Genomic DNA, 26,014 nt, shown 5'->3' with positions numbered 1-26,014 from the left:
CATGGGTTAGGAATCAAGCGGCTCTGTGCCTGCCGGCTCGCCGGTTGAGGACAGGCGGATTTTTTCCACCCGTTCTTCGGCGGCTTTCAGCAGGGCTTCGCAGCGGCCTTTCAGGGCTTCGCCACGCTCGTAGATCGCAATGGAATCCTCCAGCGCCACCTCGCCGCGCTCCAGCCGATCGACGATGCGCTCAAGCTCCGCCATCGCGGTCTCAAAGGTCAGGCTGTCGACGGAGTTTTCGTCCGATTCGCTCATGATGCGCTCCTGTTACTGCCCAAAAGCGTGGCGGGATCGGGCGCGCTAGGTCAAGAGCAACCGGTGGTGAAGGCCAAATTAGGCCTGCATAAGCGTCGATACGTGCGCCGCGACCGACCGTGACAAGCCTTGAAGATCGTAGCCGCCTTCGAGCAGGGAAACCACGCGCCCGCCGGCTGTCGCTTCGGCAAGCTTCATCAGTTTTTCCGTCACCCAAACAAAGTCCGGCTCGTGTAGATGGATGTTGGCCAGCGGATCGCGTGAATGCATATCAAAGCCGGCGGAGATGATCACCAGGTCGGGCTTGAACGCGTGCAAACGCGGCAACAGCACTTCTACGAACGCCTCGTTGAACTGCTCAGCGCCATCGCCGGAGGCCAGCGGCGCGTTGACGATCGTGTCGTGCTCACCGGTCTCGATCACCGCGCCTGTCCCCGGATAAAGCGGTGCCTGATGGGTCGAGGCGTACATAATCGACGGGTCGTTCCAGAGAATATCCTGCGTGCCATTGCCGTGATGAACATCGAAATCGATGATCGCCACGCGCTCTGCGCCATGCTCGGCCTTGGCGTGCCGCGCGGCGATGGCAGCATTGTTGAAAAAACAAAACCCCATCGATTGGGCATATTCGGCATGGTGTCCGGGTGGACGCGAGGCGGAGAACGCGTTTTTGACCTTGCGCGTCATCACTTCATCGACGGCCTGACAGGCGGCGCCAACGGCGCGCATGGCCGCTTCCCATGTTCCCGGCGACACGGTTGTGTCGGCGTCGATCCGAACCAAACCTTCATCGGGGCAGGCATCGCGGATATCGGTGGCGTAGTTGAGCGGATGCGCCAGCGCGACCTGATCGAGCGTGCCCCAGGGTGCGACGTCACGGTCCAGGCACATGAACGCCTCGGCCTCCAACGCCCTGTCGATGGCGCGAATGCGGTCCGGTCGTTCCGGGTGCCCGGTCGGTGTCGCATGGTCCAGATAGGACGGGTGCGACAGGTAGAGCGTCTGGTGCATGCAGGTCCCCCGGACTTGGTCGTTGGCCGCCGCTTGTTATTCTTGCAGGTGAGGGCGGCCCGGTGCGCATCTTATGCGCGTAACGACAGTGTCATAGCCGCCTTGGCGGGATCAACCTTTGCCAAGGATCAAGGGTGCGCGGCCACGGTGTTCTTGGCGAACCAAAGCCCAGAAAACGCTGAACGAGTATTTTCATGCAAATTTGCGTGTCGGCTTAGCAAGTAAAAAGCGGGATAAACCGGTTTTGCGCATTCGACTTTATTTAACTTAGATTATGGACGGGTTGATCGCGAACCCATAGGGTCTTGTCGGTTTCCCAGCTTAGCGGCCTTGTACCAAGTCCATGAAAAATTCTCCGTCCTCGCGCCCCGAGGAGCAAGCGGTCGACATCACCAATTGCGACCGTGAGCCGATCCATTTGTCGGGCGCCGTCCAGGCTTTCGGCTACCTTTTGGCGGTGTCCGCGGATTGGATCATTGCGCGTGCTTCCGCGAACATCGGAGAGGTCTGCGATAAGTCGGCCGACGCGCTTCTGGGATTGCAGGCCTCCGAAGTTCTGACGGACGGGGCGATCCACGATCTTCGCAACCGCCTGCAATGGCTCCAGATCGCTGGTATCAACGAACGCCTGTTTGCGCTTGATCTTTTTGGCGATGATCGCCGTTTCGACGTGGCGGTCCATCTCTCCGATGATCTGATCGTCATTGAGTTCGAGCCGACCCAAGACGACACGGCGCTCGATGCGGTGCCGATGGTCCGCTCGATGATGGCCAAGCTCGCCCAACAAGAGCGAATGGACCGGTTCTTCACACAGGCGGCGCGCCAGGTGCGCTTCGTCACTGAGTTCGATCGCGTCATGGTCTATCGGTTTTTGCCCGACGATAGCGGCGAGGTGATCGCCGATGCGTGCGGTGCAGGCGTGGAAAGCTTTCTCGGCCTTCGATATCCGGCCTCGGACATTCCCAAACAAGCACGCGCGCTCTATCTGCGCAACCCGTTGCGGATCATTGCCGATGTTGACGGTGCGACCGCGCCAATCGTGCCCGACATCTCGCCAGAAGGCGAACCGCTCGATCTATCCATGAGCACGCTGCGGGCTGTATCACCCATCCACCTGGAATATCTGCGCAACATGGGTGTGGCCGCCTCCATGTCGATTTCCATCATCGTCGATGGCGAGCTTTGGGGCCTGTTCGCCTGCCACAATTTCAGTCCAAAAGTGGTTGGCTTTGAGCGGCGGACCATCGCGGAATTGTTCGGCCAGATGTTCTCGCTGGAACTGGCCAACCGCGAGCGCCGCGAACGCTCACACATCGAACGCGATGGCCGCGCCGTCCACGACAGGCTGATGGCGACAATCTCCGTGCAGGGGTCAGTGTTTGAAAACCTTGAGTCGCTGATTGACAGTTTTCAGGATGTCATCGCAGCCGATGGTGCGTCGATTTGGGTGGACGGCGCGTTTGCCGCCACCGGCCGCGGGCTGACTCAGGAGGACATGCAGGGCCTGGTTCGATTCCTCAACCAGACCGGCGCGAGCCGAATTTACGCCACCGACAATTTGGCAGCCCACCACGAACCGGCCAGCGATTACGTTGATCGTGTTGCAGGTATTCTTGCCATCCCGGTTTCGCGCAAACCGCGCGACTATCTCGTTCTGACCCGTGGTGAGGTGGCGCGCTCGGTGACCTGGGCCGGTAACCCGGACAAACCAGTTGAGCTGGGGCCGAATGGTGTCCGGCTCACGCCACGCAAGAGCTTTGATGCCTGGCGCGAAATGGTGCGCGGCAAATCACAGCCTTGGTCCCCCACGGAGTTGGAGCTGGCTGAGTCGCTGCGCACCACACTGCTCGAGGTCATTCTTCGTTCCGTCGATGAAAGCAACAAGGTGCGTGAGCAGGCGCAAGCCACGCAGGACCTTCTGATCGCCGAGCTCAACCACCGGGTCCGCAACATACTGACCTTGGTGCGCGGCATCGTCGCGCAGACGGGCGACGGCAGCTCCACGGTAGCGGAATTCGCCTCCGAAGTTGGCGGTCGTATCCAGGCACTGGCCCGAGCCCATGATCAACTCACGAACGACCAATGGTCGCCGACCAGCTTGAAAGCCATGCTGGAGAACGAGGTCGAGGCCTACCTTGGCGACAAAGCCAAACGGGTGCGCTTCGATGGCCCGCGGGTGCTTCTCGATCCGCAGTCGTTCACCACCATGGCGCTCGTTTTCCATGAGATGGTGACCAACTCGGCCAAATATGGCGCGCTGTCGGACAGTCGCGGCCAAATCAATATCGATTGGCAGATCGATGACACCGGCTCGTTGGTCGTCGATTGGAGCGAAAAAGGCGGCCCGCCGGTCAAGGCACCGAGCCGGCGCGGCTTCGGTTCGACCATTATCGAACGGTCCATTCCGTTCGAACTGCAAGGCGAGGCAACCATCGATTATGCCGTCACGGGCGTACGCGCCAACTTTCTGGTGCCCGGCCGTTTTGTCACCGAGGACACCTCACCGGTGGCACCACGCAAGCAAGACATGGTCGAGACCACGGTCGATGCAACGACGTTCGAGGGGCATGTCTTGCTCGTCGAAGACAATGTGGTCATCGCCATGGACGCGGAAGATACGCTGCTCGGTCTTGGATTTGATCAGGTAACCGTCGCGAGCACAGTCGACGCGGCACTGACCTCGCTGGACAAGGCTCCGCCTCGGGTGGCGCTACTGGACATCAATCTTGGTGATGAAACCAGCATACCAGTCGCCGAAGCCTTGGAGGCGCGGTCGATCCCGTTCGTCTTTGCCAGCGGCTATGGGGATTCAGCTGATATGCCCAATGCGTTGCGCGAAAAACTGGTCCTCACCAAACCCTACACCGACGCCGGCTTGCGCGCGGTCCTCGCCCAAACGCTACCCGCGTAACGGGAAGCTACCGCACCGTGTAACGACCGTCGGTGCGCCAACGCTTCATCAGCGCGGCGAGCGCCTCGTCGCCTTCTTCGGGCAGCTTGATCAGCACTTTGATCAAGAGGTCGCCGCGTTTGCCGCCTTTGGTCGGCAGGCCACGTTCCTTCAGCCGCATGGTCCGTCCTGATTGCGCGTTTTCTGGCAGGGTGAGTGCCACCTTGCCATCGAGTGTTTCGACGCTGATGCGCGCGCCAAGAACCGCCTCATCCAGCGTTACCGGCAGCTCCATCAACAACGTGCTGCCATCGGTTTTGAAGCTCGGATGCGAAGCGTACTTCACCGTCACCAGAGCATCACCTAGCTTGCCGCCGGTCGCCGAGGCTTTGCCTTTGCCCTTAAGGCGGATCGTCTGACCGTCTTCAACGCCTTCAGGCAGGGCGATCTTCACCGCGCCTTGTCCGGGCAGCGAAACCTGAACCTTGTCGCCAGCCAACACCTCTTCCAGGGTCACGCGGGCGGTCGCTTTGATATCGTCGCCCTTGGCCGGGCGTGGCTGCCGCCGGGCCTGACCACCCATGCCAGCGCCACCCATTCCGGGTCCGCCCATACCGGCACCACCCATACGCGGGTCGGCACCCATTCCGGCGCCGCCCATGCCGCCCATGTCCGGGCCACCGCCGCCAAACATGGATTTCAAAATGTCTTCCGCTGAACCGCCGCCGGAGGAGAATCCAGCGCTGCGATAGTTGGGGCCGCGGCCCTGCGTGAAGGTCGCAAAAAGGTCTTCAAACGCCGGGTTGGCTCCGCCTTGGGCACGTGACCGCCCGCCACCACCGAACGGGTTAAAGCCAGCCATAGTCGGATTGCCTTCGGCATCGATTTCGCCGCGATCGAACGCTCGGCGTTTTTCATCGTCACCGACGATATCATAGGCCGACGAAACCTCGGCAAAGCGCTCTTTGGCCTTGGGGTCATCGGGGTTTTGATCGGGATGGTACTTCTTGGCGAGCTTGCGGTACGCGGACTTGATCGCCGCGCTGTCCGCGCCTTTGGTCACACCAAGAACGGAATACGGGTCACGCATGAATCACCAAACTCGGACATACCGGTTGCGGGGGGAGAAACGAATTCTGCCGGTATGTAAGTGTGCAGGGCGCCGATTACCAGCACCGATAGGTTTTTATGCCTAAAAGCCAGCCTTAAAGAACTTGACCGGCGCGTGGGGTCACGAACACCCACGACCCGTTCTGCATGCAGGCGTCGGCAAGCAAGATCGTGTCCTTGCCATTGTCGGTGATTTCCACGCTGACGACGCGGCAGGCGCCTTGGCTCGATGAACTTAGCTGACGGAACGGTGTCATCAGGCCAGATCGGCCAGTCGCCTCGTGCGACCAGGAAAAGGTGCCTGCATCCTCGTCCGTAGAGAGAACATGGGTGAGTGCGCGGCCCATCGCATTAAGATCGGCCTGCGTCAGCGTCACCCGCGGCTCGCTTTCGCTCGGCAGGCTGGCGATAAGATCATCGGCCGGGCGCTCAGACGGCTCGCTTGGCGCTGCCGGCGCAACGGGCGCAACGGCGGAAAGCTCCGGCGGCATCGGCGCATCGACGGAGGGTTCAGAGTCAGTATCGGTCGTGTCGATGGATGCGGTGTGCAAAGGCTCAGGTTTGGCACCGAACACGTTGCCAAACGGCACGGACACGCTCGCACAACCGCTCAGGGCAAGCGCTAAACCGCCCACTGCAACAAGCCGTAAAGGTGCTGCGCTCACACGCATATTGATTTGGTTCACCATGACCGGGCGCCCCCTATTACGCACACACTGGGCGGGCCTTGCATCAAGACATGCGACGATAGCTCCCCGTCGCGCATGTCCCATCTCGCTGGACAATGCCGCACGAACAGGCGACATCAGCCATGGTCTAGTGTTCCACCAAAGCCTGTGGGAAGTGTTAATGAGCACCGAATTCCTGAACGCGCCTGATCCCTACGCTGTTTTTGACGCCTGGCTGGCCGATGCCAGCGCGTCCGAACCCAACGATCCCAATTCCGCGACGCTCGCCACGGTCGATGCCGAAGGGCTGCCCAATGCGCGGATCGTTTTGGTCAAGGCGGTGGCGCAAGCGGGGTTTGTTTTCTACACAAATCTAACCAGCACCAAAGGGGAAGAGCTTCTTGGCGCCAAAAAGGCGGCATTGTGTTTTCATTGGAAAACCCTGCGGCGCCAGGTCCGCGTGCGCGGTTCGATTGCCCAAGTCAGCGATGCAACGGCCGATGCCTATTTCGCCAGCCGCCCACGCGGCAGCCGCATCGGCGCTTGGGCCTCCAAGCAATCAAGCCCGCTGGAGACAAACGATGCGTTGCGCAGGCGGGTCGCTGACCTCACCGAGCAGTATGGCGCCGATGATGAAACCGGCAAGCCGGTGCCGCGTCCGCCGCACTGGTCGGGGTTTCAACTGGAACCGCAGATTTTTGAGCTCTGGCAGGACGGCGAATTTCGCCTGCACGACCGGGTGGTCTTTGAACGGCAAAAGGCGGATGCGTCTTGGACGAGCACCCGCCTTTATCCGTAATCGCATATGAGATTGAGGGGTTTAGCGCCCCACCGCCTTCAGAACGCAGGCGACATCTTTGTTGCCCAGTGGCTTGTAAAGCGCATCCAGCGGATCACGCTGGTCAGCAGCTTTGGTGCGGGCGCCTTTGGCATGGGCATTGGCGTCGCGGGCAAGGGTCAAGATATCGCAATCAAAGGCCGTCTTGACGGCAGGCGTTGCGTCGGTGCTGTACGAAGTGTCGTTGAATTGGTCTGCACCGGAGGTGGCAAGGGTCACTAGGTTCTCAGTCCTTTGTTCAGGTGAAAAAAAGAAAACGCTACACCTTCGGTGCAGCGCGTCGGTCAGCTCTCATCATCTTGCGGCCAAACCATGGCAGCGGCCACGCAAAGGCGCAAAATTCCGTCAACCAGAGTGCAACAACGCCGCAGCGCTTGCCCAAAGCAGTGATTCTCGGCATAGCTCGCGCCGGTATCGCCTCCTCCCGCATCGTTTCAGGCCAACACGCGCCATGCGCTTTCGCCCCATCAGACGACCGTTCAACGCTCCGCGCCGCGCCCGCGTACTGGCCGCCTTGTCCTTGATGACATTACTGGCGGCGGTCGCCTTGGCCGGTGCCGGCGTCGTGACACTACCCGGCGCGCTGGTTGGGCTGGCTGCATCTGCGACCCTGGGGACAGTCGCGTTGGCGCTGGCGATCTACAGCCTCAACTACATCTGGGCGAACACCGGGCTTGGCACCGCCGACGCCACGCTGGCCCTGATCTGGTCGCTTCCGGTTTTGGTCAGCGTGACGGCGCTCACCTACATCGTCACCCAAACGCCAAGCTATCCCGACCTTGCCACCAATGTGAACAACCCGCCTCAGTTTGAGATCCTTGGCCAGGAGGGCAATAGCGAAGCAGCCCAACTGCCGTTGGATGCAGCCTCGCCCGGCGATCGCATTCGGCTGCGCCTTGCCCATCCTGATCTCACCACCGCCTATGTCGAGCGGCCCGGCTGGCATGTGGCTGAGGTGCTGGAGGCGTTTGCCGCCTCCACCGGATGGGAACTGGCACGTCTCGACACCGAAAACGGTCTGAGTTTTGAGGCCGAGTTCAGCGTGCCTGGCTCGCTGCTCCTGGTCGAACACGACATCGCCATGCGGATCGCCGATGACGGCGAAGGCTCGACCATCGATGCGCGTGCGTTGGCCAACATCCCGTTGCACGATTTTGGCACCAACGCGCCGGTGCTCGACGATGTCTTGCAGCGTTTTCTTCTGGCCATCGAAGCGACGCCGCCGCCCGTCTCCGACCTTTAATCGTTTCTATCGAACGCCAACGGGCCGGCCTGCCAGAGCGCGTCCGACCCGGGAATGCTGGACGCCTGTCCAAGCGCCTCAAGCCGCTCGAGATGCGCCAGAACCGACAGCCCCGCCGCGCCGCGCAGGCGCGGATCAAGCCCGTCATACAGCCGGTCAACGAGACTGCTTACCGACAAGGTGTCAAATTCCAGCGCCGCCAGGATAGCGCTCTCCCGGCCCATCCGGTGGGCGAACAGCGCTTCGACATAGCTCAGCGGATCGTTGAGCTTGGCACCATGGCCCGGCAGGTAGAGCGCATCCTGACGCCGAAGCAGGCGTTGGAGGCTTTCCAGATAGGTGCTCATGTCGCCATCGGGCGGCGCAATCAGACTTGTTGACCAAGCCATCACATGATCGCCGGAGAATAAAACCCCGCTAGCTTCGAGCGCAAAGCACAGATGGTTCACCGTGTGCCCCGGCGTCGCGACCACTTCGATTGTGCCGCCACCGACGTCGATCCGTGCGCCATGGTCGAGCACATGATCGGGAGCATGGTCCTGGTCCACCGCGACATCAAGCGAGGCATCGCCATCGCGAACCTCGCGGGCGAAGCGATGGGGGCCAGCGCCCAGGATTGGCGCGCCGGTGGCTGACTTCAGCGCCCGCGCCAGGGGCGAATGATCTCTGTGCGTGTGGGTAACCAGAATGGCATCCACCGGTGCTGAACCAATTGCGGAGAGCAACGCGTCAAGATGCGCCTCGTCCTGCGGACCCGGGTCCAGAACCGCCAGCCGGTCGGTGCCGATCAGATAGCTGTTGGTTCCCGTAAAGGTCATCGGGCCGGGATTAGGTGCGGTGATCCGCCGGATGCCTGGCCGGATTTCAACGACCTCGCCAGGCTGTGCTTTGAACGTGCGATCAAACTGCATCGGCATCACTCATAAGCCACTCACTAGCCCATTGGCGGGACCCCGCGTCCCTTGCAGGCCGTTTAGCAGCGGTTTAAGCAAGGTCAAACACATCCGTCCGATCCATGGAGACCACTTAATGGCCACCGCTTCCCTTGCCCCTTCTGGCTTTGCTCCCACTTTGGCCGACCGTCTTTGGCCGCAATCGGCCGAGACCAGCCCCGCGTTCCGCGCTTTGCGTTTTGTCGGCCTGGCGCTGGTGGGCACGTTGCTCTTGACGCTTTCGGCCAAGATCAAGGTTCCGTTCTATCCGGTCGAAATGACCATGCAGACCTTCATGATCTTGGCGCTGGCGGCTGCTTATGGCCGCAATCTCGCGATCGCCACGGTGCTGCTCTATCTCGCCCAGGGCGCCATGGGCCTGCCGGTCTTTACCGGTTCACCTGAGCGCGGCATCGGCCTTGCCTACATGATGGGCCCGACCGGTGGGTATCTGGCCGGCTTCGTGGTCTGCGCCGCCATTGTTGGTGCAGCGGCGGACCGCGGCTGGTCGACATCCATCCCGAAAATGGCGCTCGCCATGCTGGTAGGTCTGACCGCCCTGTTCGTGCTCGGCGTTGCGTGGCTGTCGACATTGATCGGGTTCAATGGCGCCATCACCCATGGCGTGCTGCCGTTCCTGCTGGGCGATGCCACCAAGCTTGCGCTCGCCGCGCTCGCCGTGCCGGCCGGTATGGCGCTGCTCAAACCGCGCGGGTAACAAACCCTTGTTCGGCCGGTTGGCAACGGACGGCAGGGCGCCGCGCGAAAACGCGTTGGCGCGCATCGTCCGCTCCAATCGGCTGAAAGCCTGGGCGAGTTGGCTCCTTCTGCCGGTCTGTTTCTGGCAGGGGCTGCGCATTCGCCGCAGCACCATCTCGCTGCTGCCGCCCAATGGGCCGGTTGATGGCCTGGTCGGTGGCCACCTGACGGGCAAAGCCTACCGTGTCTTGATCATCGGCGATTCCTCGGTTTCCAGCATCGGTGCCGCTGATCTGGATGACGGGCTCGCTATGCAGATGGCGACGCGCCTATCGGACCGTCTCAATCGTCCCATCGCGTTGCGCATCTCCGGCAACTCGTCGGCCACCAGCGCGGATTTGCGCGATCATGTGGTGCCGAACCTGCCAAACGATGCCTTCGATCTGGTCTTTGTCGTCATCGGCATGAACGATGCAAAAAATTTCCACACAGCGCGTCGGTTCATCGATGGTTTCGGCGGCCTGATCTACGCCATGAAAGCGCGGTTCCCCAGCGCAATGATCGCCCATTGGCCAATCTCGCCGATGACGATCTTTCCGGTGCTGCCGCAGCCGCTCAAGACCTGTCTTACCTTCCGCTCCGACGTTTTGGATGCGCTCGCCGCCTGCCTGTCGGCCGGGCGCGGCATTGAGCGTTTCGAGCGCCGCATGACGTTCCCGCAGTCTGGCTTTGCAGCCGACGGGTTCCATGTGAACGCCGAGGGCTATGCTCTGTGGGCCGAAGAGGCGGTGAATGCGCTGATGAGCAAGGACCCGGTGCGTCGTGCCCGCAAGAAGCGCAAGGATGCCAAGCGTCTTAAGGACGCGACGCCGTACCATCCAAAACAAAGATAGGATGCGGTTGGCCCTGCTCAGCAAGGCTCACCAGATGACCGGTCGCGACGACCTTATCCCCGTCAAGAAGCTCCAGCGCGCCATCGTCGATCAATGTCGTGGCGAGCGCCGGATCATCCAATGGCCGCGCGGCCATGCCGGAACGCACGATCAAAGGATCACCGGAGAGGCAGGCATCAATGCGCCAAGCCTCTTGGTCGGCCACAAAACGGCGACCGACCGAGCAACGGCCGCCGGGCCAATGGGCATCAAGGCGCACACCACCACCGGCTTCCAGCGCGCCACGCTCATCCGCATCAAGCCGGACCATGCCAACAAGGGTCTCCACCATCACTGCGGGGGAGGCGAAATCCGGCACGCGCAAATAGGATAGCGGCGCCGCGACCAGCCGGTCGGTCTTCGCGGCGATGCGCGCGTGGAACGCCAGAAGCGCAGCGTCGGTGCCCAGCACAGGGATTGCGGTGCCCTCGCCATGGAGCACGGCAACTGCGCTTGCAACGTCATTGTTATCGCTAGTCGTGGCGAGCCGAGCTCGACCGATTCCGCCCAAGTTAAGCGGCGCGAGCAAGCCTGCAAGCAGGGCTTCCATCGCATCGAAGGAAAGCGTTCGTCCAGCGCCTGGCGCTTGGTCGCGGTCGAGCAAGCCAACCAGCCAATCAAGAGCCGAGGCGCTGAACGCCATTTCGACCTCGTGGCCGTCAACCGGGACCGGTACCAGGATGTCTGGAGGTTCGGGTGTTCCGGATGGCAGGGCCAGCGTCAAACGCGTGTTGGCGAACCCGCCAGTGACTGTCAGTGGCGCCCGAGCGAGTTTTTGGGCCAGAGCGAACCCGTCGGCCGACCAGCGCGACAGCAGTTCAGAGTCGAGCACGCGGCTCGTGCTGCGTGCTTCCAGGCGCGGGTCGAGCCGGTTCATCACATGCCGTCCGTGTCGCCCGCCAGAGACCCAAACAGCCGCTGCCGCAGCGCCATGCGCAACGCCTCACGTTGCGCGTCGGTTAGGGGCAGCACATCCTCAACATCGCCGATCGCAGCCTCGGTAAGTGCCAGAAGATCGTCCGCTGTTGGCGTCACAATTTCGTCCAGCGATGGGCTAGGCGTTTGGCCCTCAAGCTGTGTGGCCAGTTCCTGGGCGGAAAGAACCTTACGCATCGCCAGCACCTCCCAAAGAGGGTTTGAAGAGCGTGCGCGCGTGCGCGGCGGCATCGGCGGCGTCCAGGCCTTTGCAGCCTTCAGCCAATCGCAAAACAAGATGATCAAGAGCGGCCTCATTGGCGCGCAGGGCTTCGGCAGCGGCAGCGCTGCGCAGTCCAAGATGGCGCGCCAAACGGTCGCCGTCGCAGCTGCGTACAACGTCTCTAAGCGCCGCCTTAAGGCGTGCAGATCTGTCGTTGGTTGGAGGCACGTTGTCCCGCATCCTCACACCACTCACCATTGATCGCCGCCCACGCGGCAACCTTAGCAAGGGGCTAGCACGAGGACAAACGCCAATGCTGCAATGCGGCGCGAAGAACGGTTAGAAAAGCTTTTTAGGCGACAGCCCGCGAAAGCGCGCATTGCGACCAGAGGTCGGATAGTGCGTTCACCAGATTGCCGATATCTTCGTCCGTGTGCAGCGGTCCCGGCGTGATGCGCAGGCGCTCGGTGCCTTTGTCCACGGTCGGATAGTTGATCGGCTGGATATAAATTCCATACTGATCAAGCAGCACGTCGGAGATGAACTTGCACTTCTTCGCATCGCCGACCATCACCGGGATGATGTGGCTTGGCGCGGGCATATAAGGAATGCCGACCTTGTCGAGCAGCTTGCGCACCTTGGCGACAGCCGCCTGCTGGCCTTCACGCTCGCTGGCGCTTTCCTTCAGGTGCTGGATGGACGCCAACGCGCCAGCAGCCAGCGCCGGTGGAAGCGACGTGGTGAAGATGAAACCCGACGCAAACGAGCGCACGAAATCGCACAGTGCTTCAGAGGCCGTGATGTAGCCGCCCATCACACCGAAGGCCTTGCCTAGCGTGCCTTCGATCACAGTGAGGCGGTCCATCAAGCCTTCGCGCTCGGCCACACCGCCGCCGCGCGGACCGTACATGCCAACGGCGTGCACTTCGTCCAGATAGGTCATCGCGCCATACTTGTCGGCAACGTCACAAATCTCTTTGATCGGCGCGATGTCGCCATCCATCGAGTAAACCGATTCAAACGCCACGATCTTCGCCCGACCAGGCGCAATGCTGGCGAGCTTACGCTCCAGGTCTTCGGGATCATTATGCTTGAAGATCATTTTTTCAGCGCGTGAGTGCCGAATGCCTTCGATCATCGAGGCGTGGTTCTTGGCGTCGGAAATCACCACGCAATCGGGCAGCTTGGCCGCCAGCGTGGAGAGCGAGGCCCAGTTCGACACATAGCCGGAGGTGAAGAGCAATGCGGACTCTTTGCCATGCAGATCGGCAAGTTCACGCTCAAGCTTCACATGATAATGGTTGGTGCCGGAAATGTTGCGCGTGCCGCCGGCGCCAGAGCCGCAGCGGTTCACCGCCTCATGCATCGCATTGATGACATTGGGGTGCTGGCCCATGCCCAGATAATCGTTGGAGCACCACACCGTGACTTCCTGCACGGTGCCGTCTTCGCGGTGGCGGGTCGCTTTTGGAAAATTGCCGCGGTGGCGTTCCAGATCGGCGAAGACGCGGTAGCGGCCTTCCTCTTTCAACCCATCCAGCGCGGATTGAAAAAAGCCTTCGTAATTCATCTGCGTGCTCCCGGGTCCCGACGCCATCTTGTCCGTGTTTGGCGCCTAAACGGGCCAATGCCGCATCATCATGCGCAAATCCTAACATTGTACCATCCGCATCCCCACCAATGGGCAAGGGTCTTAGAGCGGATGCCTTACAGACGGATCACACGTTTAGACACGTTCTAAACGAGCTTACAGCATTGCCATTGTTTTGGATCAACCCGGCCCCGGCTTTCGCCCTGACACCGATTGCCGCACCTTTCATGCCGGGTGAGTCAGGCAGGCCTTAAGCGGCAGGGCGCAGGATGCCGCCAATTTCTTGAGCGATGCCGTCGCCGGCTTCCTGATAGACATTGTAGACGCTGTCGGCGCCGGCGGCATAAAGCTCCATTTCATCGTCCGGATAGAAGGCGATGGTCGCGATCTTTTTGCGGTAGCCTTCCGAGCGCAGCAGCGCGATCGCCGATAGGTTCGATTGCTGGTGCGGCGTTGCCAAAACGATCAGTCCGATATGGGTTTTGAAGCCTTTCAGCTTGGCCCAGAGTTCTGGGTTGTTGGCATCCCCGCGCAGCACGTGGCGCCCGAGGTCATAGTGTTTGTCGACCACAGTGTTGTCGATGTCGAAACCGATCACCGTTTCAGGGTCATCATTGGCAACGTTCAAAAACGCCGCCGATCCAACGCGGCCCATGCCGAAGATGAGAACCCGCGCATCGCCCAGCGGAATGGGCTGATCTTCCTTCAGGAAACGCGGCGATTCCAACTGTTGAAGCTTTGGCCGCCATTTGGCGAACAGCGCGTTGGCGTTGCTGGAAAGCGGCGCGGAAACACAGAAGGAGAGCGCCACCAACACCGCCAAAGCGACCAGCCACTCAGCCTCGATCCATCCGGCCTCGAAGGCAACGGCGGCCACAATCAGCGCAAACTCCGAGTAATTGGCAAGCGTCAGCGTGGAGAGAAAGCTCACCCGCGCGCGCAAGTGAAAGCGCGAGAAGAGCACCATCCACAGGCTGGTCTTGGCGACCATGAAGATCAACAGCACGATGGCGGTAACCGCGACGGTAACATCAGGCAGGCCATATTGCCCGATCGACAGGAAGAAGCCGATCAGGAACACATCCTTGAAGACGCCAAGCGCCTTGTTGAGCTCATCAGCCTTGCTGGAACTGGCCAGCAGCAGCCCGAAGATGAGGGCGCCCAGATCGCCCTTAAGGCCGACCGCGCTGAACAGTGCGTAGCCAGTGATCGCCATGCCAAACCCAAACAAAAGCAGCAGCTCGCCATGGCCCGCCTTGTTGGCCAGTTTGTCGAGCGGTTTGCGCGCAAACACCAGGGCGAACAGGCCGAGCGCGAAAACACTTGGCATCACGCCTTCCGACGCCGCCATGAAGACCACCGCGATGATGTCCTGGATGACCAGGATGCCGATGGCGATGCGTCCGTGGCGGGAGGCGATCTCGCCCTTTTCATCGAGCACTTTGACGGCGAAAACAGTCGACGAGAACGACAGGGCAAAGCCGACCAGTGCCGCCGTCTGCCAGCTGATGCCGTCGAACAGCGCCAGACCAACCACGCCGAGGCCCATGACGAACAGCGTCGCGACCGCAAACGTGATGGCCATGTGGGTTGTCGCAACGCCTAGAATCTCCGGCGAGCGCAGCGTTTTCAGCGAGATCTTCAGGCCAATCGTGAACAGCATCAGCGTGATGCCGAGATTGGCGAGCCCTTCCAGCAGCGGGCCGGATTGCATCCCAAATCCTGCCAGCGCGAAGCCTGCCACCAGGTACCCCACCATGGGGGGAAGCCCAATAGCGCGCGCGCCGAACCCCAGACCGAAGGCGATGATCAGCCAAAGAGGGTCGGTAACGGAGAAGGATGGTTGCATGGAGGTGGCTCGGTTAGGCAGCGGACAATGGGGCAGACAGCGACAAAGCTTTGAATCCGCCCACCTTAGCGCGGCTTCGTAAGCATCGCGTGAACGGCATTCGGTTCAAATGTGACGCAAGTTTGGGGCCAAATGGCGCAAAGCGTCGCGCTGACCCCCGTCCGGCGGACCCGTTGTGGCCTAAACGGGGCAGGCCCGCGCTTGGGAGAAGGAGAGCAGCCGATGACTGCGCTCGTCCCAAAGATGGAGCCGCGCGCAGGCCAGGCTCTGGCGGATCGTCATGCGATTGGTATCGGCCAATTCTCGGTGATCGCGCAGCGCTTCGGGCAGCCGATAAAACGGTATCGGACTGTAAAGGTGATGCACATGATGGATGCCGATATTGGCCGTGACCCACTGCAGAACCTTGGGCAGCACATAATGCGAGCTGCCTTCAAGGGCGGCCTCGTGCAATTGCCAGTCATCGTTGGTGGCCCAATGCGTGGTCTCGAACTGATGCTGCACATAGAACAGCCACACCCCGGCCATCGCCGCCAAAAGCGTGGTCGGCAAAAAGATCAGCAGGATGGGCATTAAGCCGCCAGTGAAGAAAACAACCAGCAGTGCCAGTAAGATCGCGGCGTTCGTCGCCATTGCGCTGACCCAGTATTTCGCCTGCGCCATCAGCCCGATGGGCAGCCTGTACTCCAGGAAAAACAGATAACCAGGACCCAGACCGAACAGAATGATCGGATTACGATAGAGCCGGTAGAGCCAGCGATTGAGCGGTTTGAGCGCGCGATACTCTTCCACCGTCAGCGTTTGAACGTCGCCAATGCCGCGCCGTCCAAGATTGCCCGACGCGCCGTGATGGATGGCGTGGGTGCGCCGCCAGACATCGTAAGGGGTTAGCGTCAGCACGCCGATCACCCGTCCAAGCCAATCCCCGATGGTGCGGTTCTTGAAGAACGAGCCATGGCCGCAATCGTGCTGAATGGCGAACAGGCGCAACAGGAACGCAGCGTTGAGAAGCGACAGCGCAAAGGTCAACCAATAGCTGACGCCCAGCGACCACCAGGCCAAACCCCACAACAGGACGAAGGGCCCCAACGTGACGGCAAGCTCGAACCAACTGCGCGGCGCGCTTGGCTCGCGATAGCGCGAAAGGATTTTTACCCAGTCGCGGGGATCACGCGTTGGCGGCACATCGGTCGTTGAAACGGAAGGGTCGGGCATAGGTCGTCGTACCGCTATTCATGAGCGGACTCTGCAGACAAAATCATCCGCGCCGCAGTCTTCTGGGACTCGCTTACAGCCTGCCTCTATCAGATATCGCGCGATTGGGCATGCATGAAACGCCGATGAACAGCAGTTTTCTGGGGTCGTTTTGACGCGGCCCAGGGTTCATTCGGTGGTGTGACGAGCTGGCAGAAATGGTCGGAGCGAGAGGATTTGAACCTCCGACCCCCTCGTCCCGAACGAGGTGCGCTACCAGGCTGCGCTACGCTCCGACAGGCCGCTTTTTTCGGTGAAGTCCTGGTCGGTCTTCGGCGGCGAGGCACCCGTATAACGCCATCAATTTGGCGCTGCAACACCCATCTCACCCTCGTGGCGCGGCGGCCCGTTGCAGCCTGTCATTGAGCGCTTGGCCAAGCCCGTTGGTGGGGATTGGCGCGATGGCGATGGCGGTCGGATTCTTGTTGTCCAGCACTCGAAGCAGCGCATAAAGCTGCTCACCGGCCTCTGCGAGATCACCCTTTTTTGAAAGATTGGGATGGTCATTGAGGGCATGATCGCCAAACCCCAAATAGGCTTCGCCTGGGCGCACCGCCTCGACCGGCACATTGAGCCGCACCGGCACGCTTGGCGCGTAATGGCTGGCCAATTGCCCGGGTGCGACTGGAGCGGCCTCAGAGGCTGTAGGTGTGGTGATCATCTCCCCGAGAACTGCCTCCAGCCGATCAGCGTCAATCGCCCCTGGCCGCAAGAGCAGCGCCTTGGGTCCGCGAACGTCCACAATGGTCGACTCCAAGCCGAGTGCTGTGGCGCCACCATCGAGGATCAGGGGTATTCTGCCTTCCAGATCGCTCAACACGTGATGCGCGGTCGTGGATGACACGTGACCCGATCGATTGGCGCTTGGCGCGGCAAGGGGAGCGTCAAGGGCTTCCGCCAACTCGCGCAAGGGTCCGCTCGGGCAGCGGACCGCCAAGCTATCGCCACCGGCGGTCACAGCCGGCGCAAGGCCGGCCACTTCGCGGAGCGGCAGGACGAGCGTCAAAGGCCCTGGCCAAAAAGCATTGGCCAGCTTGAGGGCGCGCGCATCGAAGAGGGCCAAGCGCTCGGCCATCCTGAGGTCCGCGACATGGGCAATCAATGGGTTGTGCGATGGCCGCCCCTTGGCGGCGTAGATCGCGGCCACGGCGTCGGCCCGCGTTGCATCGCCTGCCAGCCCATAGACCGTTTCGGTCGGCACGCCGACAACGCCGCCCGCGCGCAGCACGCCAAGCGCTCGGTCGCGCCAGGTCGGTTCGTTGAGAGCAAGGATCAGCGTTTCCATGGCGCGCGCATAGCACGGTTGATCGCGGATGCCAGCGTTCGATCTGTGCGTCGGCGCGACCACGCAAGAAAAAGGGGCCGGCACAGGCCGACCCCAAAATTGATTTTGTGTTGGGTCTAAGCTTAGCCGGAAAAGGCTGGCTGCTCTTCCAACTGCGACTCCGTGGCGTCGATGTAAACGCGGATATCGGTGCCATCGTCAGTACGCAGAATGCGCAGCTCATCGAAGGAGACGGCGATCGGCTTTTCGCCCAAGCCGAGGAAGCCACCGACATCGATGATGACGTTGTCGATCATGCCGTCATCGGACACCATCAGCTGGCTGACCTCACCAATGTCGGCATCATTGGTGTCGTAAACGCGGGCACCGGTCATCATCTCGGTGGTCAGTTCGGCGCGGCCTGCTTCAACGTAACCGTCGCGCTCGACCACCGGTGTCGTGAACCGTTCGCGCATACGGTCAGTTTCTGCATCGGCATTCATCGGCGTTTCGGTTGCAGCCATGCCATCTTCCATCTGGTTCGCAGCGGAGTCGTGGCGCTCAAAGGCTGGTGCGTTTTCCAGCTCAGCTTGGCTCGCATTGATGACCAGGAAGAACTCGCCGTTCTCGCCGTCTTCGTTGACGAAACGGATCTCTGACATGTCCACGGCGACGTCGCGTTCGCCGATGCCCAGGAAACCGCCAATTCCAAGAATGACAGCGGCCACCTCACCATCGCGGGTCACGAACAGGTCATTGATTTCGCCCAGATCGTCCCATTCCTGATTGTCACCGACGTTGATCGTGGTGCCGGTTTCCATGTCGTTTTCGGATGCGTAGATGCGCATGCCGATCAGATCGGATGCTGCCAGGTCAGTCTCCGATTGAACCTGATAATCGAGCAGCGCTGTGGACATATGATCGTCGGCATACGCGGTCGAGCCGAGGGCCGCTACGATGGCCGTGGTTGCAAGCAATTGTTTCATGAGAAGTCTCCCTTTGAGAAGGGCAGCACAGCGCTGCCAATGACGATCAAACGGAGTGCAAGATTGTTGGTTCCGCAGAAATTATTCTTTTTTTTCGGGGGCTTAACCTATGTTAAGATGAGTAGGTAGCAATCGCCCTTCCGTGCGTGTGGCGAGGCTGATAGACGTGGCTGCGAAGGGAGCCAAACCATGCCGCAAGATACGTTCGACCGAATTTTTAAGGGCGGCACCGTCGTCAATCATGACGGCGAGGGTTTGCGCGATGTCGGCGTCACCGACGGCAAGATCGTTGCCATCGGCAACCTCGATGCCAGCCAGTCTGGCGACGTCATCGACTGCACCGGCCTGCACATTTTGCCCGGCGTCATCGACAGCCAGGTGCACTTTCGCGAGCCGGGCGCCGAGCACAAAGAGAACCTTGAAACCGGCTCACGTGCGGCGGTCATGGGTGGCGTCACCTGCGTGTTCGAAATGCCCAACACCAACCCGACCACGACCGATGAGGCCGCGCTCGCCGACAAGGTCCGCCGCGGCCATCATCGCATGCATTGCGACTTTGCGTTCTGGGTCGGCGGCACGCGCGAAAACGCTCATGAGGTCGGCGAACTGGAGCGTCTGCCGGGCGCGGCTGGCATCAAGGTTTTCATGGGGTCGTCCACCGGCAATCTGTTGGTCGAAGACGATGCTGGCGTGCGCGAAATTCTTTCCAACATCGCCCGTCGCGCCGCCTTCCACTCCGAGGACGAACCACGCCTGCGTGAGCGCGCGCATCTGCGTGTTGAGGGCGATCCGTCCTCGCATCCGGTTTGGCGCGATGCCGAAGCAGCGCTGAAATGTACCAAGCGCCTGGTTGCGTTGGCCGAAGAAACCGGCGCGCGCATTCATGTGCTGCACATTTCAACCGCCGATGAGATGCCGTTCCTCGCCAAGCACAAGCGCCACGCCACGGTGGAAGTGACGCCGCATCATTTGACGCTGTCCTCCGATGACTATCCGCGCCTTGGGAATTATTTGCAGATGAACCCGCCGGTCCGTTCACCCGAGCACCGCGCTGGCATTTGGTGGGGCGTTGAACAGGGCGTTGCCGATGTCATCGGGTCCGACCACGCGCCGCATAGCCGCGAAGAAAAAGACAAGCCCTATCCGCAAAGCCCGGCGGGGATGCCGGGCGTTCAGACGCTTGTGCCGGTGATGCTGAATCATGTCGCTGAAGGTCGCCTGTCGCTGGCGCGGTTCGTCGACATGACCAGCCACGGGCCGCAACGGCTGTTTGGCCTGGCCGGAAAGGGCCGCATCGCCCGCGGCTATGATGCCGATTTCACCATCGTCGATCTGAAGCGCCGGCAGACCATCACCGATGATTGGATTGCCTCGATCTGCGGCTGGACGCCCTATGCCGGTATGGAGGTGTCAGGCTGGCCGGTCGGCACCGTCGTGCGCGGTCATCGCGTGATGTGGGAGGGTGATCTTGCCACGCCCTCAACGGGTGAGGCGGCAAGTTTTGTTGAAACTCTCGGGCCTGTCGCGGGGTAGCGTTTCGACCAGACGGAACCAGACGGTCTGGCCGTTTGTCGCGACCAAATTGGCCTTCCGTCTGGAACAAACTGCTGTTTGTCGCGACCAACAGGGTCGAAGTCGCGACTAAGGCGTTTGCGTTTTATCTGAGACAGTCTGATCGCAAATCGCGTTCGACCGAAGGGAGAGGCAGCGAATTGCGATTCAAGCTAAACGCAAAACACCCTAATTGACGGTGTCGGGCCGCGAGTAGTAGCCCGACTGCACGCCCTTGGCGCTGGTGCGCAAAAAGCGTGCCGCGCCCTCTTCGCCCAGTTCATCGACAATGTGCATGATCGATTGAAACAGCGCCGCCCGTGTCAGCGCCCGGTTTTCAATGCCGGCCTCGCGGCCAGCATCGAAGGCGTCCAGCATGAAGGCAATCGCCTCGCGTCGATCGCTCTCCGGCTCGGGAGCGGGCGGGGTGGGAGCAGCAAGGGTCAAGGGTCGTCTCCAACGTCACTGACCAATGCCTATCACAGGCCCCGCGCCAGTGGGCAAATCCCTCAACAAAGCGTAAACGAAAGGTTGACCGCCGTTAACCATTTGGGCGGCGGGAGGCGAGGCCACTACTCGTCGAGGAGGCTCGCCACGATGCTCGCGCCGCGCTGATGGTGCCGTTCGATCAGCCGTTCGCTGGCCGATGTGCAACGCTGGTGGGTGTTGGCGACGCCTCGAAAACCGCGATTGAACGCGTCGATCAGCACCGATTGGCGCACGGTAGAAAGTTCTTCGCTGGCCAGCAGCGCTTCCATATCGCCACGCGAGCGCGCCGGCTCATTACAGACCACTTCCAAATGCGAGAGGGCGCCAAGAATTTCAGCTAGCCGCGATAGCGCCGCATCGGTTTCGGCCTGCGTTTGGGCCGCCGCCGGTAGTGCGGCAAAGACCCAAAGGCTGAGAGCAAGGAAGGGAAGGGTGAGGCGCTTCATCGCCTGACACCTGCCCTGATTGATCGGACAGGTCAATCGCCGAAAGGCACTCGGTTCTAGAGCGAAACCACATCCATCACCGTCGTGCCGGAATAGCAGTACAGCGTCGCCGCTGCATCAAAACGCAGCGCCAGGCTGTCTCCATTGTAGAGATCGATCATCGCCGACAGGGTGACGGTCCGCCCACCGACCGAGGTGAGACCGGCCTCCCAGGTAGCCATTGCATCGACGCCGTTCTTTAACAGGGTCAGCCCGCCGAGCGTCTCGACTTTGAGCGATAGCGTGATCTGGTAGAACCCGTCGGCTGTGATAGCGAGCCCAGCGCCGGTGGCCGGTGCTGTGAGCGCAGCGCCAAGCGCCAGACCACCCTGACTGCGCGTGGTTCCAGAAAATCCGGCAACATCACCGCCACTGAACGAGCGCGTGCCGCCGTCCAAGTAGAACGTGCCCAGCGGACGCGCGGGCAGGCGCACATGCCCGGTATCCGGCGTGATCGAGAGTGCATCGTGCCAAGCCGATCCATTAGCGCTCACCTTAATTGCCAAACCATCCTGACCGGAGAGCCCCATCTCGGCGCGTCCGGACCAACCGGATTGATAGACGATGCTCGCCGTCGCACCGGCATTGGCCTTGTTGATGACCATCCGGTGGTCATTGGACGCGCTGGTGAAAAGGCTGGCATCGCTGGCCACCGTCAACCGATTGGTCGTCGAGGCTGCAGCGTTGATACCGACCTGGGTGAGATTGTCCTGCACGGCCAGATCAACCAGCGGCCCCCAAGTGCTGCCATCGAACACGAACGCCAGGCCATCGTTTGCCCGCACCACCATCCAGCCGGATTCCGGGATATGAAAGTGCCAGGCATCGGCGATCCAGGCGGCGATCATCCCATCTTTGCCAGCAAAATCCGCACTCGCGCCAACGCCGACCACGACACACTCCGCATCGGCCGGACTGGCTGGCGGGACAAGCGCGGCCATGTCCTGCACCACCGGCTGAACCAGCGTTTCCAGCTGCGCCAACGCCTCATTGTGGGTGAGGTGTTTTTGCGCTTGCGAGGCGATGATCAGGGGCAGGGCGAAGCGCGGACTTGTGTCCATGGAGACCTCAACAGGTTGGCGTGGGCGCAGACGATGGCGTGCCGACGACAGTGAGGCAGTGTCAGGGGGAGGGGATTTCTCTCGACCTTATCCCCATGCGGAAAAGCCCCGGGCCAGGCAGGGCCTTGACCTCGAATCGGAGCTATGGGAGGGAACGCCATCGCGCATTGGGGCGTAGCCAAGTGGTAAGGCAGCGGTTTTTGGTATCGCCATGCGCTGGTTCGAATCCAGCCGCCCCAGCCAGCCTTTTTTGATCGAACTGAGTGTTTTTGTCCGCGTCTGGAGAAGCGTTTTCTTTTCAGGCGTTTGGCTGGGTATTGTGCAGCATTTTCGGTCTCTGTTTCGAGTGATTTCGGGGAGAATGGGTAAATTTGGGGCGAGTTTCTCCGGTGGCCATTTCCCAAATCATGGTTGTCGGATTTTATGACGCTTTGGCCGAGGCGCCTGGTGGATCTTGGGTGCCGAGGTTTTGGATCACGGGCCATTGCGATAATCGTGTAGTTTCAAGTTCCAGTGCGCTCACCGCTGCCCAACGAACTTGCGCGCCGGCGTAGCAGCTCGATTTGCTGCCAAGTGAAGTTGCGCTTGGACAGTTGCGGGGTGTTTCTTGCCAGATGAAGTTGCGCGATTCCGCTTAGCTATGTCGGGCTGCTTCTAGTTGCTCAGTAACGCCTTCCGCTGCTGTTCCCAATCCGCTGGCAACGGTCGCGCGCGTCGCAATGCGTCGGGGGACAAGGATGGCGGCTGGGTCCCATTGAGGATTGCGCGGACGATGTCGGGTGCGAGGAAGGCCAGCGTGATGGTGCGGCTGACCTCTGATGGATCGACACGCTCGCGGGCTGCTAGATCAGTGATGCTCGACGCTTTTCCTGTGACCATCGCCTGCCACCATCGATGGGCGAGCTTAAGCTGATCCACTAAAGCGTCGTTGATGTAAGGATCATCCACCGTCACCGACCCGACCACCAGCTTCGAAGATCGTCCCTGACGTAGGATACTTGCAGCCTGGGTTATGCAGATGGATTCCGGGTTGAGTGCATCGGGATCAGTTCCAAGTTGCTGAGCCAGCGCCTGCTGGTTGATCGTGATTGTTATCGCATCTCGATGGATGGTGACCCGCTCACGCAACCTGCTCGCTTGGTGATCGTCGAGCTCCTTGGATAGCGCGATGCAACGGCTCATGAGGTCCTTGCGCTGTTCCAGCGGCAGGCGATCATTTATGATCAAGCCAACCCATTCCCGGTTGCGCAGATGCGCTTTCAGGCTCTGCATCACCAATGCATCAAGCTCCGTTGCCGACAGACGCAGGCCGTTCTTGCCGCCGCCGTCCGATTTGGACTGTCCACGCATCAGCGATGCTGAGACATAGTAGTTATAGCGTCGGGTGCTGCTACCCCGGATGCGAGTGCCCTTGATGCGCTTGGTGCTGTGGCTGGGTGACAGACGCTCTCCGCCTGCATCGAACAGGATGCCTTTAAGCAGGTGCGAGCCTTTTGTGTTGCGGTGCGACTGCCCCTGACAAGCAGTTGAAGTCCCATGGCTTGGAATGCCAGTGCGTGTGCAAATACCACCATAGGTCACACCGTTGGAGCTGTTTGCTGCTAGTTGCTCTTGAACGACCTGCCAGAGTTCATCGTTTATGATGGCTTTGTGGTTGCCGGGATAAAGTTGACCTTTGTGATGGGTTTTCCCGATGTAGAGCGGGCACTTGAGGATGGTGTGATAGCCATTACGCGATATTGGCAGGCCACCGCTTGGCTTGCCCTCGATGGTGCGCGCTTTGGAGACGGCGCCTTGAGCGTCCATCGCTGCCTTCAAGGCCTTGACTGCACCAAGCTTCAAGTAGCTTTCGAAGATGGTTTGAACGGTCTTTGCCTCTTTTTGATTCACGACCAACTGCTTGTCTCGAACGTCGTATCCAAGGGGTGGCATACCACCCATCCACATGCCGCGCTTCTTAGAGGCCGCGATCTTGTCCCGGATCCGCTCTCCAGCGACCTCCCGCTCGAACTGGGCAAAGGACAGCAACACATTCAGCGTGAGCCGTCCCATGCTGGTTGAAGTGTTGAAGGCCTGCGTGACCGATACGAACGAAGCGCCCGCTGCATCCAGTAGATCTGTCAGCTTGGCGAAGTCGGCCAGGGACCGCGTCAGACGATCGACCTTATAGACCACCACCACATCGACCCGCCCACCACCGATGTCTGCCAGCAGCGCCTGCAGGGCAGGGCGGTTCATGGTCCCGCCCGACAACCCACCATCATCATAGGCTGTAGGTACCAACACCCAGCCTTCATGCTTCTGGCTGGCGATATAGGCTTCACATGCCTCGCGCTGGGCATCCAGCGAGTTGAAGCTTTGCTCCAGTCCTTCCTCCGACGACTTGCGGGTGTAAATCGCGCAATGCCTGACCCGCTGGTTAGACGAAGGCTTTGATGGCTTACGACTACCAGCACCCGCAGAGCTGGCAACGGCTTCCCGAGCACGTCCACGCTGGCCTTCCACCTCAAGCATCTTGCTGTCCCACAGATCGATCCGCTTGCGCCTTGGTGGCGATCCCGAAGAAGGTTGGCCCTGACCATCGCGTTCCGGTGATGAGACGTGCCACCGCGCTGAGCGATCCATAGGTCTGCCCGCGATAGATGAATCCACTGCTGCCATCGGCGACCACTTCATGAGTCTGCCCCTGCCACTGACGTAGCAGACGCGTGCCTGGCTTGATCGATCTGCGAACCGGGCGAGGTGAGGGGCGCGGTATTGAGACCAGCGCGGTTTCGCGTACGTGGTTTGCGTCCTCTTCGCACCCGATGGAATGCTCGTCCGCCCGACCTGCCGTTTCGATACGTGGCAAGCGCGAAGCATCCGAACCCGCGTTGCAGGCAGATGATCGCCGCGGGGTGCTGGAAGCTGACACAGCATTGCGCCTTCTGCGCTGCTTGGTGCTACCTCCAAGCCATCCCTCGGGGGGCAGGCCGAGCGCAGCGCATTCGCTTTCTCGTAATCCATCATCCTTGTCGGCTTGGGCATGATAGCTGAGAGCCAGCACCAGCAGGGCAGTGCTCAGGCGCTTGGGTGGTCTCGATCCAAACACGTCGAGCCACTGGTGTTGCAGATTACCGCGTTTTGCTTGCGCAATGGCGGCCAAGCGACGTTGCAGGTTGGCCCGGGAAAGCACAGGTGCCCCAGCTTCTCTTTCATGTTGGCGGGCCGGCATCAGACTGCGCTGGGCTCGACAATGGCGTAAACGGTCTCGCCTTTGCGGTTGGACCGCCGTTCCAGTTTAAAGCCATTTTTGCGAAGACCAGATAGGCCAGCGCGCACGCTATGCGCTTGCCACCCTGTAGCCGTCATCATGGCCTGCATCGTTGCCCCGCTCTTACGGCTCAGCAGACCCACCAACACAGCCTTCTTGCTGCGTGGCGACTTGGTTGTTGTCGCACCGGCACCTTTCTTGCGCGCTTCTGGATTGGCTGGCGCAACAGCAGATTGCGGTGAGGGCTTCTTGGTGCGCTTTGCCCGTGGCGCCTCAGGTGCTCCAGTCAAAGGCTGAGCAGCTTCTGTCAAGGGTGCCGCAGCCGCCTCAACCGTCGCCTCCAGCCTGGCAATCGTATCTGTGATCATGTCCAGTTCGGTCATTGATATCTCCGTCGGTTAAACGCAGCGATCCAATCATCGCTGCCACCGACGAAAGCTGTTCCCCGTCAGCGCTCACGGGATCAATTGAGCTGATTGCATAAGTGAGAGTTTCTGGCTCATCTTCACCAAGTT

At 60.8% G+C, this 26,014-nt stretch carries 26 protein-coding genes and 2 tRNA genes; 7 read left to right on the top strand and 21 right to left on the bottom strand.

The window, feature by feature from the left end:
* Positions 1-6: 6 nt before the first annotated feature.
* Complete coding sequence (locus JJ917_16370) at positions 7-255, bottom strand: exodeoxyribonuclease VII small subunit (GenBank protein ID MBO6700403.1); 249 nt, start codon at positions 253-255, stop codon at positions 7-9.
* A 78-nt stretch (positions 256-333) separates the two neighbouring features.
* Positions 334-1,266, bottom strand: a complete 933-nt coding sequence (locus JJ917_16365) for a histone deacetylase family protein (GenBank protein MBO6700402.1) — start codon at positions 1,264-1,266, stop codon at positions 334-336.
* 343 nt (positions 1,267-1,609) lie between these two features.
* Here JJ917_16365 and JJ917_16360 point away from each other — a divergent pair, with 343 nt between their 5' ends.
* The gene (locus JJ917_16360; GenBank protein ID MBO6700401.1) at positions 1,610-4,177 is read left to right on the top strand and encodes a GAF domain-containing protein; all 2,568 of its coding nucleotides are present in this window, start codon (positions 1,610-1,612) and stop codon (positions 4,175-4,177) included.
* Positions 4,178-4,184: 7 nt separating this feature from the next.
* Here JJ917_16360 and JJ917_16355 read toward each other — a convergent pair whose 3' ends face one another.
* Together JJ917_16355 and JJ917_16350 are read right to left on the bottom strand one after the other, a co-directional pair.
* Positions 4,185-5,246: a J domain-containing protein gene (locus JJ917_16355; GenBank protein ID MBO6700400.1), complete on the bottom strand. Its 1,062-nt coding sequence runs from the start codon at positions 5,244-5,246 to the stop codon at positions 4,185-4,187.
* 115 nt (positions 5,247-5,361) lie between these two features.
* Positions 5,362-5,955 (bottom strand): hypothetical protein, encoded by a 594-nt coding sequence (locus JJ917_16350; GenBank protein ID MBO6700399.1) that lies wholly within the window; start codon positions 5,953-5,955, stop codon positions 5,362-5,364.
* A 160-nt stretch (positions 5,956-6,115) separates the two neighbouring features.
* On the opposite strand from JJ917_16350, the gene pdxH reads away from it, so the two are divergent.
* Positions 6,116-6,733, top strand: coding sequence for a pyridoxamine 5'-phosphate oxidase (gene pdxH, locus JJ917_16345; GenBank protein ID MBO6700398.1), 618 nt, complete (start codon positions 6,116-6,118; stop codon positions 6,731-6,733).
* A gap of 21 nt (positions 6,734-6,754) precedes the next feature.
* Here pdxH and JJ917_16340 read toward each other — a convergent pair whose 3' ends face one another.
* Entirely contained in the window at positions 6,755-6,991 is a 237-nt protein-coding gene (locus tag JJ917_16340) for a hypothetical protein (GenBank protein MBO6700397.1), read from the bottom strand.
* Positions 6,992-7,223: 232 nt separating this feature from the next.
* On the opposite strand from JJ917_16340, the gene JJ917_16335 reads away from it, so the two are divergent.
* Positions 7,224-8,015, top strand: coding sequence for a DUF1499 domain-containing protein (locus JJ917_16335; GenBank protein MBO6700396.1), 792 nt, complete (start codon positions 7,224-7,226; stop codon positions 8,013-8,015).
* Here the strand turns inward: JJ917_16335 and JJ917_16330 are convergent.
* Positions 8,012-8,932 carry an MBL fold metallo-hydrolase gene (locus JJ917_16330; GenBank protein ID MBO6700395.1) on the bottom strand — a complete coding sequence of 307 codons (921 nt, stop codon included), beginning with the start codon at positions 8,930-8,932 and terminating at the stop codon, positions 8,012-8,014. The two genes, JJ917_16335 and JJ917_16330, sit on opposite strands and share 4 nt — an antisense overlap.
* Positions 8,933-9,044: 112 nt before the next feature.
* Between JJ917_16330 and JJ917_16325 the strand changes: the two genes are divergently transcribed.
* Together JJ917_16325 and JJ917_16320 are read left to right on the top strand one after the other, a co-directional pair.
* A complete protein-coding gene (locus tag JJ917_16325; GenBank protein ID MBO6700394.1) occupies positions 9,045-9,665 on the top strand; it encodes a biotin transporter BioY in 621 nt (206 codons plus the stop codon).
* A 7-nt stretch (positions 9,666-9,672) separates the two neighbouring features.
* Entirely contained in the window at positions 9,673-10,539 is an 867-nt protein-coding gene (locus tag JJ917_16320) for an SGNH/GDSL hydrolase family protein (protein ID MBO6700393.1), read from the top strand.
* Here JJ917_16320 and JJ917_16315 read toward each other — a convergent pair.
* From JJ917_16315 to JJ917_16275, 9 genes are all read right to left on the bottom strand, one after another.
* Positions 10,502-11,455 (bottom strand): hypothetical protein, encoded by a 954-nt coding sequence (locus JJ917_16315; GenBank protein MBO6700392.1) that lies wholly within the window; start codon positions 11,453-11,455, stop codon positions 10,502-10,504. The genes JJ917_16320 and JJ917_16315 overlap by 38 nt on opposite strands.
* Positions 11,455-11,691 (bottom strand): hypothetical protein, encoded by a 237-nt coding sequence (locus JJ917_16310; GenBank protein ID MBO6700391.1) that lies wholly within the window; start codon positions 11,689-11,691, stop codon positions 11,455-11,457. Before JJ917_16310 ends, JJ917_16315 begins: the two co-directional genes overlap by 1 nt.
* Positions 11,684-11,866, bottom strand: coding sequence for a hypothetical protein (locus JJ917_16305; protein MBO6700390.1), 183 nt, complete (start codon positions 11,864-11,866; stop codon positions 11,684-11,686). Before JJ917_16305 ends, JJ917_16310 begins: the two co-directional genes overlap by 8 nt.
* Before the next feature lie 202 nt (positions 11,867-12,068).
* Entirely contained in the window at positions 12,069-13,286 is a 1,218-nt protein-coding gene (hemA, locus tag JJ917_16300) for a 5-aminolevulinate synthase (GenBank protein ID MBO6700389.1), read from the bottom strand.
* Positions 13,287-13,557: 271 nt separating this feature from the next.
* A complete protein-coding gene (locus JJ917_16295) occupies positions 13,558-15,156 on the bottom strand; it encodes a cation:proton antiporter (protein MBO6700388.1) in 1,599 nt (532 codons plus the stop codon).
* Between the two features lie 180 nt (positions 15,157-15,336).
* Positions 15,337-16,371: a fatty acid desaturase gene (locus JJ917_16290; GenBank protein ID MBO6700387.1), complete on the bottom strand. Its 1,035-nt coding sequence runs from the start codon at positions 16,369-16,371 to the stop codon at positions 15,337-15,339.
* 198 nt (positions 16,372-16,569) lie between these two features.
* Positions 16,570-16,646: transfer RNA gene (locus tag JJ917_16285), tRNA-Pro, on the bottom strand.
* A gap of 89 nt (positions 16,647-16,735) precedes the next feature.
* Positions 16,736-17,695, bottom strand: coding sequence for a threonylcarbamoyl-AMP synthase (locus tag JJ917_16280; GenBank protein MBO6700386.1), 960 nt, complete (start codon positions 17,693-17,695; stop codon positions 16,736-16,738).
* Positions 17,696-17,817: 122 nt separating this feature from the next.
* Positions 17,818-18,660: a PRC-barrel domain-containing protein gene (locus JJ917_16275; GenBank protein ID MBO6700385.1), complete on the bottom strand. Its 843-nt coding sequence runs from the start codon at positions 18,658-18,660 to the stop codon at positions 17,818-17,820.
* A gap of 189 nt (positions 18,661-18,849) precedes the next feature.
* On the opposite strand from JJ917_16275, the gene JJ917_16270 reads away from it, so the two are divergent.
* Positions 18,850-20,193, top strand: coding sequence for a dihydroorotase (locus JJ917_16270; protein MBO6700384.1), 1,344 nt, complete (start codon positions 18,850-18,852; stop codon positions 20,191-20,193).
* A 207-nt stretch (positions 20,194-20,400) separates the two neighbouring features.
* Here the strand turns inward: JJ917_16270 and JJ917_16265 are convergent, their stop codons facing one another.
* From JJ917_16265 to JJ917_16255, 3 genes are all read right to left on the bottom strand, one after another.
* The gene (locus JJ917_16265; protein ID MBO6700383.1) at positions 20,401-20,658 is read right to left on the bottom strand and encodes a hypothetical protein; all 258 of its coding nucleotides are present in this window, start codon (positions 20,656-20,658) and stop codon (positions 20,401-20,403) included.
* A 125-nt stretch (positions 20,659-20,783) separates the two neighbouring features.
* Positions 20,784-21,146 (bottom strand): TIGR02301 family protein, encoded by a 363-nt coding sequence (locus JJ917_16260; GenBank protein ID MBO6700382.1) that lies wholly within the window; start codon positions 21,144-21,146, stop codon positions 20,784-20,786.
* A gap of 56 nt (positions 21,147-21,202) precedes the next feature.
* Complete coding sequence (locus JJ917_16255; GenBank protein MBO6700381.1) at positions 21,203-22,246, bottom strand: DUF2793 domain-containing protein; 1,044 nt, start codon at positions 22,244-22,246, stop codon at positions 21,203-21,205.
* A gap of 168 nt (positions 22,247-22,414) precedes the next feature.
* Between JJ917_16255 and JJ917_16250 the strand changes: the two genes are divergently transcribed.
* Positions 22,415-22,489, top strand: a tRNA-Gln gene (locus tag JJ917_16250).
* Between the two features lie 411 nt (positions 22,490-22,900).
* Here the strand turns inward: JJ917_16250 and JJ917_16245 are convergent.
* From JJ917_16245 to JJ917_16235, 3 genes are all read right to left on the bottom strand, one after another.
* Positions 22,901-24,760, bottom strand: a complete 1,860-nt coding sequence (locus JJ917_16245) for a recombinase family protein (GenBank protein ID MBO6700380.1) — start codon at positions 24,758-24,760, stop codon at positions 22,901-22,903.
* Positions 24,753-25,391, bottom strand: a complete 639-nt coding sequence (locus tag JJ917_16240) for a DUF2924 domain-containing protein (protein MBO6700379.1) — start codon at positions 25,389-25,391, stop codon at positions 24,753-24,755. Before JJ917_16240 ends, JJ917_16245 begins: the two co-directional genes overlap by 8 nt.
* A gap of 68 nt (positions 25,392-25,459) precedes the next feature.
* Complete coding sequence (locus tag JJ917_16235) at positions 25,460-25,882, bottom strand: DUF3489 domain-containing protein (protein MBO6700378.1); 423 nt, start codon at positions 25,880-25,882, stop codon at positions 25,460-25,462.
* Positions 25,883-26,014: the final 132 nt, after the last annotated feature.

The sequence above is a fragment of the Hyphomicrobiales bacterium genome, assembly GCA_017642935.1.
GTDB lineage: Bacteria > Pseudomonadota > Alphaproteobacteria > Rhizobiales > MH13 > MH13.
The sequence above is the reverse complement of the archived record's forward strand: the minus strand, read 5'-3'. Positions and strand labels throughout refer to the sequence as shown.